The sequence below is a fragment of the Hymenobacter jeollabukensis genome, from assembly GCF_005771675.1.
GTDB classification, from domain to species: Bacteria; Bacteroidota; Bacteroidia; order Cytophagales; family Hymenobacteraceae; genus Solirubrum; species Solirubrum jeollabukense.
Map to the genome: position 1 here is coordinate 989,606 of NZ_VAJM01000001.1, position 6,299 is coordinate 995,904.

The following is a 6,299-nucleotide window of genomic DNA, read 5'->3' on the forward strand; positions in this document are numbered from 1 at the left end:
AGCGAGTTAGCTCCACGGCTCGTGCCTTGCACGCCGGCGGCGGCTGATTCCGTTCTTTCTTTGCAGCTCCAACAGCCCGAACCTCCCTCCTCCCCTTGCCCGTTTACCGAAATCAACCCTTCATGCTCCTCCTGCAAAACGCCCGCATCGCCTCCGAACATTCACCGGCACTACGCGAGGGCGACGTCCTGATTGTCGAAGGAAAAATCCAGGAAATCGGTACCAACCTCGCCGTTCCCGAGGGCGCCCGCGTCATCGACGCGCGCGGCCGGGTGCTGATGCCGGCCATGTTTGATGCCCACGTGCATTTCCGCGCCCCGGGCTTCGAGAACAAGGAAACCATCACCACGGGCAGCGAAGCGGCCATCAACGGCGGCGTGACCGGCGTGGTGATGATGCCCAACACCCGCCCGGCCATCGACTCGGCGGCGGTGGTGGCAGCCGTGCTCGACAACGCCAAACTCCGCTCCCGCATTCCGGTGTACACCTCCGGCTGCGTCACCAAGAACCGCGAGGGCAAGGAGCTGGCCGAAATCGACGGCATGCGCATGCTCGGCGTGCAGATGCTGACCGACGACGGGGACACCACCAACGACCCGGCCGTGCTGCTGCGGGCCATGCAGTACGCCACCGAGTTTGGGATGTTTTTCGCCAGTCACTGCGAGGTGCCGGAGCTGGCCGGGCCCCGCGCCCTGAACGAAGGCGTGATGAGCTACCGCCTCGGCATCAAAGGCTCGCCGGCCTGCGCGGAGGAAATCATCATCGACCGCGACATCCGGCTGGCCCGGGCGGCGGGCGCGCACATTCACATCCAGCACGTGTCGAGCAAGCTGGGCATGGAAACCATCCGCTGGTGGAAATCCCGCGGCGACGTGAAAGTCACGGCCGAAGTGGCCCCGCACCACCTGCTGTTCACCGACGAGCACATCGGCGACTACGACACGAACTACAAGATGAACCCGCCGCTGCGCACGCAGGCCGATTGTGACGCGCTGCTCGAAGGGCTCAAGGAAGGCGTATTCGACCTCATTGCCACGGACCACGCGCCGCACACGCCCTACGAAAAAGCCCAGGATTTCATCAGCGCCCCCAACGGCATCACCGGCCTGGATACGGCCCTGGTGTCGCTCTATCACTATTTCGTGCGGCCCGAAAAATTCGGCTGGGACCTGGTGGTGAAGCGCTATTCGGCCGAGCCCCGCCGCCTGATGGGCCTGCCGGTGCCCACCATCGAAGTCGGTCAGCAAGCCGAGTGCGTTTTGTTCGATACCGAGGCGGAAACGACTTTCACGAAGGAGTTCATGAAGTCCAAATCCCAGAACACGCCCTTCATCAACCAAACGCTGCAAGGCCGGGTGGATATGGTGATTCTGGGCACGGAAATCCTGCTGGAGCGCGAACAGCTAGTGGTGAATAGCTGATAAACAGAACGTCATGCTAAGCCCCGCGAAGCATCTCTACCAGGATACTTCTGTGAATCTGAAGGCTAAATGTTCTGAAACGGCAACGATGTCAAGCTACCTGACTATTCTAGAACTAATAGCTCGTGTTCGTCTTGGAAAGGAAGTCGAGCAATGGCTGTCCTACGTGCAAGAGGCTGAGTCCGCCTTTATCAGATGGTTATCCATTGGCAAAGACAAAAACCAGTTTATCGTCACTTATTTCGAGTCTTTTGACGAAGGTGACGAAGGATTTCACGACGTACATGAGTTTTCTGTGTTGGATCCAGAAGATGCTCCTTATGGAACAGGATATGAGTTTGATTCAGTAGAAGAGGCCCTTGCTTTTGCTACTGAAGCCTACGGAGCTTCTATTGACAAATTCGTAGCAGGCGGGATGATCTACACTGAGTACGCAAAGCATTTCCTTCATCCCCCTATGTAGCCACAGCGAAGCGGTAGAGATGCTTCGACTGCCCTCAGCATGACGACCAAATAATTCTCCATGAGTACTCCTTCTTCCTCCGATACCCCCAAGCCCCTGATCGGCGTGGTCATGGGCTCCAGCAGCGACTGGGAAACCATGCAGTACGCCGTGCAAATTCTCACGGACTTCGGCGTGGCCCACGAAGCGCGCGTGGTGTCGGCCCACCGCATGCCCGACGACCTGTTTGCCTACGCCGAACAGGCCGGTTCGCGCGGCTTGCAGGCCATTATTGCCGGCGCGGGCGGGGCGGCCCACCTGCCGGGCATGCTGGCCGCCAAAACGACGGTGCCCGTGCTGGGCGTACCGGTAGCCAGCCGCCACTTGCAGGGCGTGGATTCGCTGCACAGCATCGTGCAGATGCCCAAAGGAATACCCGTGGCGACATTTGCTATCGGCAATGCCGGGGCGGCCAATGCCGCGCTGTTCGCCGTCAGCCTGCTGGCCCTGCACGATGCGGACCTGGCGGCCAAGCTGCTGGCGTTTCGCGCTGAACAAACGGAAGCCGCCCGCGCCATGAAGCTGCCGGTATGAACGACGGAACTGACATTGCAGCCATGACCCCAATTTACCCGGGCAGTGTGGACGCCGCGGGCCGGCGCGCCACCTTGGGCGTGTTGGGCGGCGGCCAGCTGGGGCGCATGTTTTTGCACGCCGCCCAGCGCCTGGGGTACTTCACCGCCGTGCTGGACCCGGACGCCCAAAGTCCGGCCGGACTGGTGAGCCACCACCATATCCGGACCGGCTACGACGACCCGGCCGGGCTGGCGCAGCTGGCCCAGCTGTGCCAGGCCATTACCACCGAGTTTGAAAACGTGCCGGCCCAGGTTCTGCAAACGCTGGCGCAGACCCGCCCCGTGGCGCCGGGCGCGGCCGTGGTGGGCATTGCCCAAAACCGCATCGAGGAAAAAGTCCACTTCGCCGCCTGCGCCGACGTCTCGGGGGTGAGCTGCGGGCCCTACGCGGTGATTGAAACGCCGGCCCAGCTGCAGGCCGTGCAGGCCGATCGGCCGGATTTGCTGCCCGGCATCCTGAAAACCGCCCGCCTGGGCTACGACGGCAAGGGGCAGGTCCGCGTGAAGAACGCCGCGGAGCTGGCTGCCGCCTGGGCGGAGCTGGGCAGCGTTGCCTGCGTGCTGGAAAAGATGCTGCCGCTCACCGCCGAATGCTCGGTGCTGGTGGCCCGCGGCTGGGACGGGCAAGTCGTCAGCTTCGCCCCGCAGCGCAACGTGCACGTCGACGGCATTCTGGCCGTAACCCACGCCTACGAAGGCAACCTGCCGCCCCCCCTGGCCACTAGGGCCCGCGACGCGGCCGTTTCCATCGCGCAGCACCTCAGCTACGTCGGGGTGCTGTGCGTCGAGTTTTTTGTGGTGGACGACGGCAGTGCGCACGGCGGCCTGGTGGTCAACGAAATGGCCCCGCGCCCCCACAACAGCGGCCACTACACCCTGGACGCCTGCGACGCGTCTCAGTTTGACCTGCAGGTGCACGCCATGGCGGGCTTGCCCCTGCCGCAGCCGCGGCAGCATTCCCCGGCCATCATGCTCAACCTGCTGGGCGAGGTGTGGTTTGATGCCGGCGGCCAACGGCGGGAGCCGGACTGGCAGGCGGTGCTGAGCCTGCCGGGCACGCGACTGCACCTGTACGGCAAGTTGGACGCGCGCGCCGGCCGCAAGATGGGCCACCTGACCATCACCGGCCCGGACGTCGCCAGCGTCAAAACCGTGGCGCACCGCGCCGCCGCTCTCCTCAGCTTGCCGGGCCTGGACGCCGTCTAGCGGCCCTCGCCTGCTGCTTAATAGCAGGTGATCGTTGGCAAAAGCGGGGGTATAACTAAAAAAGCCTGTTTCCAGCTTGGAAACAGGCTTTTTTAGTGGGCCCAGCTGGAATCGAACCAGCGACCTGCTGATTATGAGTCAGCTGCTCTAACCGATTGAGCTATAGGCCCGGCTAAAACCGCCCAGAGGAAGCCCTACTGGTTGGTTTCGGCGGCGCAATCTACCAATTTCGCAGCGGTATTACCAAACCTTCCTGCTATGAACGCTGCGCCTCGCTTGCCGAATCTGCTGTTTGATTTTGGCGGCGTCATCATCAATATCGACTACAACCGCACCCTGGAAGCCATGCGCGCCTTGAGCCGGGTGGGCTCGGCCATTGAGTTTACCCAGGCGGCGCAGTCGGCGCTGTTCGACGATTTGGAAACCGGCCGGCTCACGCCCGAGGGGTTTCGGCAGGGGCTGCGCACGCACTATGATCTGCACCACGCCACCGACGCGGAACTGGACGCAGCCTGGAACGCCATGTTGCTCGACCTGCCGCTGGAGCGGCTGGAGTACATCCGGGAGCTGCGCCGGCAGGGGTACCAGACGGCCCTGCTCTCGAATACCAACAGCATCCACATTGCCGTCATCAACGAGATGCTGCGGCGGGAGTACGGGCTGCAGCACGGCATTGCCGACGTGCTCGACCGAGTGTTCTACTCGCAGGAAGTGGGCCTGCGCAAGCCCGGGACGGAAATTTTCGAGCACGTGCTGCGCGAAATGAACTGGCGGCCCGAGGAAACCCTTTTCATCGAGGATAGTATTCAGCACATCCGCACGGCCGAGCAACTGGGGATTCGCACCCTGTTTCTGCAGCCGCCCGCTACCCTCACCGAAGCCCTGCCCGCCGCCCTTCGTGCCTTTCCCGACTCTGTTTCCTGACGACGACAAACCCCGCCCGCAGTTGAGGCCGCTGCCGCCCTTTCTGCTGCGCTGGCGCCGCTACGAGCGGCCCGAGCCCCCGCTATGGCGAACGGCGCTGCTGCACCTAGGGCTGTTTCTTATCACGCTGGTCACTACCACCCTGGCTGGCGTGATGCTCACGCGCGGGGGAGTTGATTTGCTGCCGCTGGATGTGTTTCAGCTGCCAGCGGCGGCGCGCAACGCCGAGCTGCTGCGCGGGCTGTGGTTTGCTGGGCCGTTTCTGGGGGTGCTGGCCGTGCACGAGTTCGGGCACTACTTCACGGCGCGGCGCAACCGCATCCGGGTGTCGCTGCCGTATTTTCTGCCGGTGCCCTTCGGCATCGGCACGTTCGGGGCGGTGATTCGCATCCGGGAGAAGATTTTTTCGCGGCGCGAGTTTTTCGACGTGGGCATTGCCGGGCCGCTGGCGGGCTTCGTGGTGGCCGTGCCGCTGCTCATCTACGGCTTCACGCACCTGCCGCCGCTGGAGTATCTCTTTCAGATTCACCCCGACTACCGGGCCTACGGCGCCGACTACGCCCGCTACGCTTACCAGGGCCAGCCGGCAGCGGGCCTCACCTTCAGCCAGCCGCTGCTCTACCAATTGCTGGCCCGCTGGCTGGCCGACCCCGCGCTGCTGCCCGACGCGCACGAGCTGCTGCACTACCCGGTGCTGCTGGCCGGGTCGTTGTCGTTGTTTTTCACGGCCCTGAACCTGCTGCCCATCGGCCAACTCGACGGCGGGCACATTCTCTACGGCCTGCTGGGCTTCCGGCGCTTCAACCGCCTCTCGACGGTGCTGTTCCTGGCCTTTATGTTCTACGCCGGGCTGGGCTTGTTCACGCTCGATTCCTCCTGGCAGACCTGGCTGTACTACGGCCCGGTGTACGCCCTGTACCTGCTGGCGGCGCTGTGGCGGGTGCTGCCGGGCTTCCGGCGCGTGGCGCTGCTGGCGGCGGGCGTGTGGCTGGCGCAGCTGGCCGTGGCCACGGCCCTACCGGGCATTAGCGGCAACCCCGGCTGGCTGCTCTTCGGCCTGCTGCTGGGCCGACTCACGGGCATTTACCACCCGCCCGCGCCCGACGAGCGGCCCCTCTCCCCCGGCCGCCGGGTGCTGGGCTGGCTGATGGTGCTCGTGTTCATCCTCTGTTTCAGCCCCTCCCCTTTCGTGGAGCTGTAAGCGCGCAACGCCCGCGCCGCTGCCGCGTACCAGCCCCTATGGCTACTACCGCTGCTGCCCCCGACCGCACCGCCCCCGAATACCGCTGGACCCTGGCGGCCCGCATTGCCGACCAGATGCTGGAAGCCGGCCTCAGTCACCGCGACGTGAACGAAACCACCACGCCCGACGACGTCATCAATCGAGCGGCGCTGCCCAAAGCCGACGCGGCCTACGTGCGCGGCCTGCAGGTGCTGCCCGACGGCGACGCCCGCGACCTGTTCGTGCGCCACGCCCGCAGCAAGCCCCACGAGGACGACCCGAACTGCTGCGACACGTTCAACTTCTTCCGCCAGCTGGTCTGGATCAACCTCTACAGCCGCCCCGACGAGGAAGAAACCCTGCCTCACTAGATGTATAGTCCCAGCGTGAGGTGGTTCGGGTCGCGAGTGAAGATAGCCGGGTTTTTCTGGTGTTGGGCGCAGATGAAC

Annotated in this window: 7 protein-coding genes and 1 tRNA gene; 7 read left to right on the plus strand and 1 reads right to left on the minus strand. The window is 64.1% G+C overall.

Translation table 11 applies throughout. The annotated features are described in order from the left end of the window. Positions 1–122: 122 nt before the first annotated feature. Genes FDY95_RS04070 through FDY95_RS04085 form a run of 4 tightly spaced genes read left to right on the plus strand, consistent with a single transcriptional unit; the run spans position 123 to position 3,704 of the window. Complete coding sequence (locus tag FDY95_RS04070) at positions 123–1,421, plus strand: dihydroorotase (protein WP_138075419.1); 1,299 nt, start codon at positions 123–125, stop codon at positions 1,419–1,421. A 52-nt stretch (positions 1,422–1,473) separates the two neighbouring features. Beyond that, positions 1,474–1,884 (plus strand): hypothetical protein, encoded by a 411-nt coding sequence (locus FDY95_RS04075; RefSeq protein WP_138075420.1) that lies wholly within the window; start codon positions 1,474–1,476, stop codon positions 1,882–1,884. 60 nt (positions 1,885–1,944) lie between these two features. After that, a complete protein-coding gene (purE, locus tag FDY95_RS04080) occupies positions 1,945–2,457 on the plus strand; it encodes a 5-(carboxyamino)imidazole ribonucleotide mutase (RefSeq protein ID WP_138075421.1) in 513 nt (170 codons plus the stop codon). A gap of 23 nt (positions 2,458–2,480) precedes the next feature. Further along, a complete protein-coding gene (locus FDY95_RS04085; protein WP_138075422.1) occupies positions 2,481–3,704 on the plus strand; it encodes a 5-(carboxyamino)imidazole ribonucleotide synthase in 1,224 nt (407 codons plus the stop codon). A 96-nt stretch (positions 3,705–3,800) separates the two neighbouring features. Here the strand turns inward: FDY95_RS04085 and FDY95_RS04090 are convergent. Beyond that, a tRNA-Ile gene (locus FDY95_RS04090) sits at positions 3,801–3,874 on the minus strand. Positions 3,875–3,962: 88 nt separating this feature from the next. On the opposite strand from FDY95_RS04090, the gene FDY95_RS04095 reads away from it, so the two are divergent. Genes FDY95_RS04095 through FDY95_RS04105 form a run of 3 tightly spaced genes read left to right on the plus strand, consistent with a single transcriptional unit; the run spans position 3,963 to position 6,221 of the window. Further along, complete coding sequence (locus FDY95_RS04095) at positions 3,963–4,628, plus strand: HAD family hydrolase (RefSeq protein ID WP_138075423.1); 666 nt, start codon at positions 3,963–3,965, stop codon at positions 4,626–4,628. Continuing rightward, positions 4,603–5,829: a site-2 protease family protein gene (locus FDY95_RS04100; protein ID WP_138075424.1), complete on the plus strand. Its 1,227-nt coding sequence runs from the start codon at positions 4,603–4,605 to the stop codon at positions 5,827–5,829. Before FDY95_RS04095 ends, FDY95_RS04100 begins: the two co-directional genes overlap by 26 nt. Positions 5,830–5,867: 38 nt before the next feature. Beyond that, a complete protein-coding gene (locus FDY95_RS04105; RefSeq protein WP_138075425.1) occupies positions 5,868–6,221 on the plus strand; it encodes a hypothetical protein in 354 nt (117 codons plus the stop codon). Positions 6,222–6,299: the final 78 nt, after the last annotated feature.

Excerpts from the sequence above, each read along its gene's own strand:
- FDY95_RS04070 (WP_138075419.1), top strand. The coding sequence starts at position 123 with ATGCTCCTCCTGCAAAACGCCCGCATCGCCTCCGAACATTCACCGGCA.
- purE (WP_138075421.1), top strand. The coding sequence starts at position 1,945 with ATGAGTACTCCTTCTTCCTCCGATACCCCCAAGCCCCTGATCGGCGTG.
- FDY95_RS04085 (WP_138075422.1), top strand. The coding sequence starts at position 2,481 with ATGACCCCAATTTACCCGGGCAGTGTGGACGCCGCGGGCCGGCGCGCC.
- FDY95_RS04095 (WP_138075423.1), top strand. The coding sequence starts at position 3,963 with ATGAACGCTGCGCCTCGCTTGCCGAATCTGCTGTTTGATTTTGGCGGC.
- FDY95_RS04105 (WP_138075425.1), top strand. The coding sequence starts at position 5,868 with ATGGCTACTACCGCTGCTGCCCCCGACCGCACCGCCCCCGAATACCGC.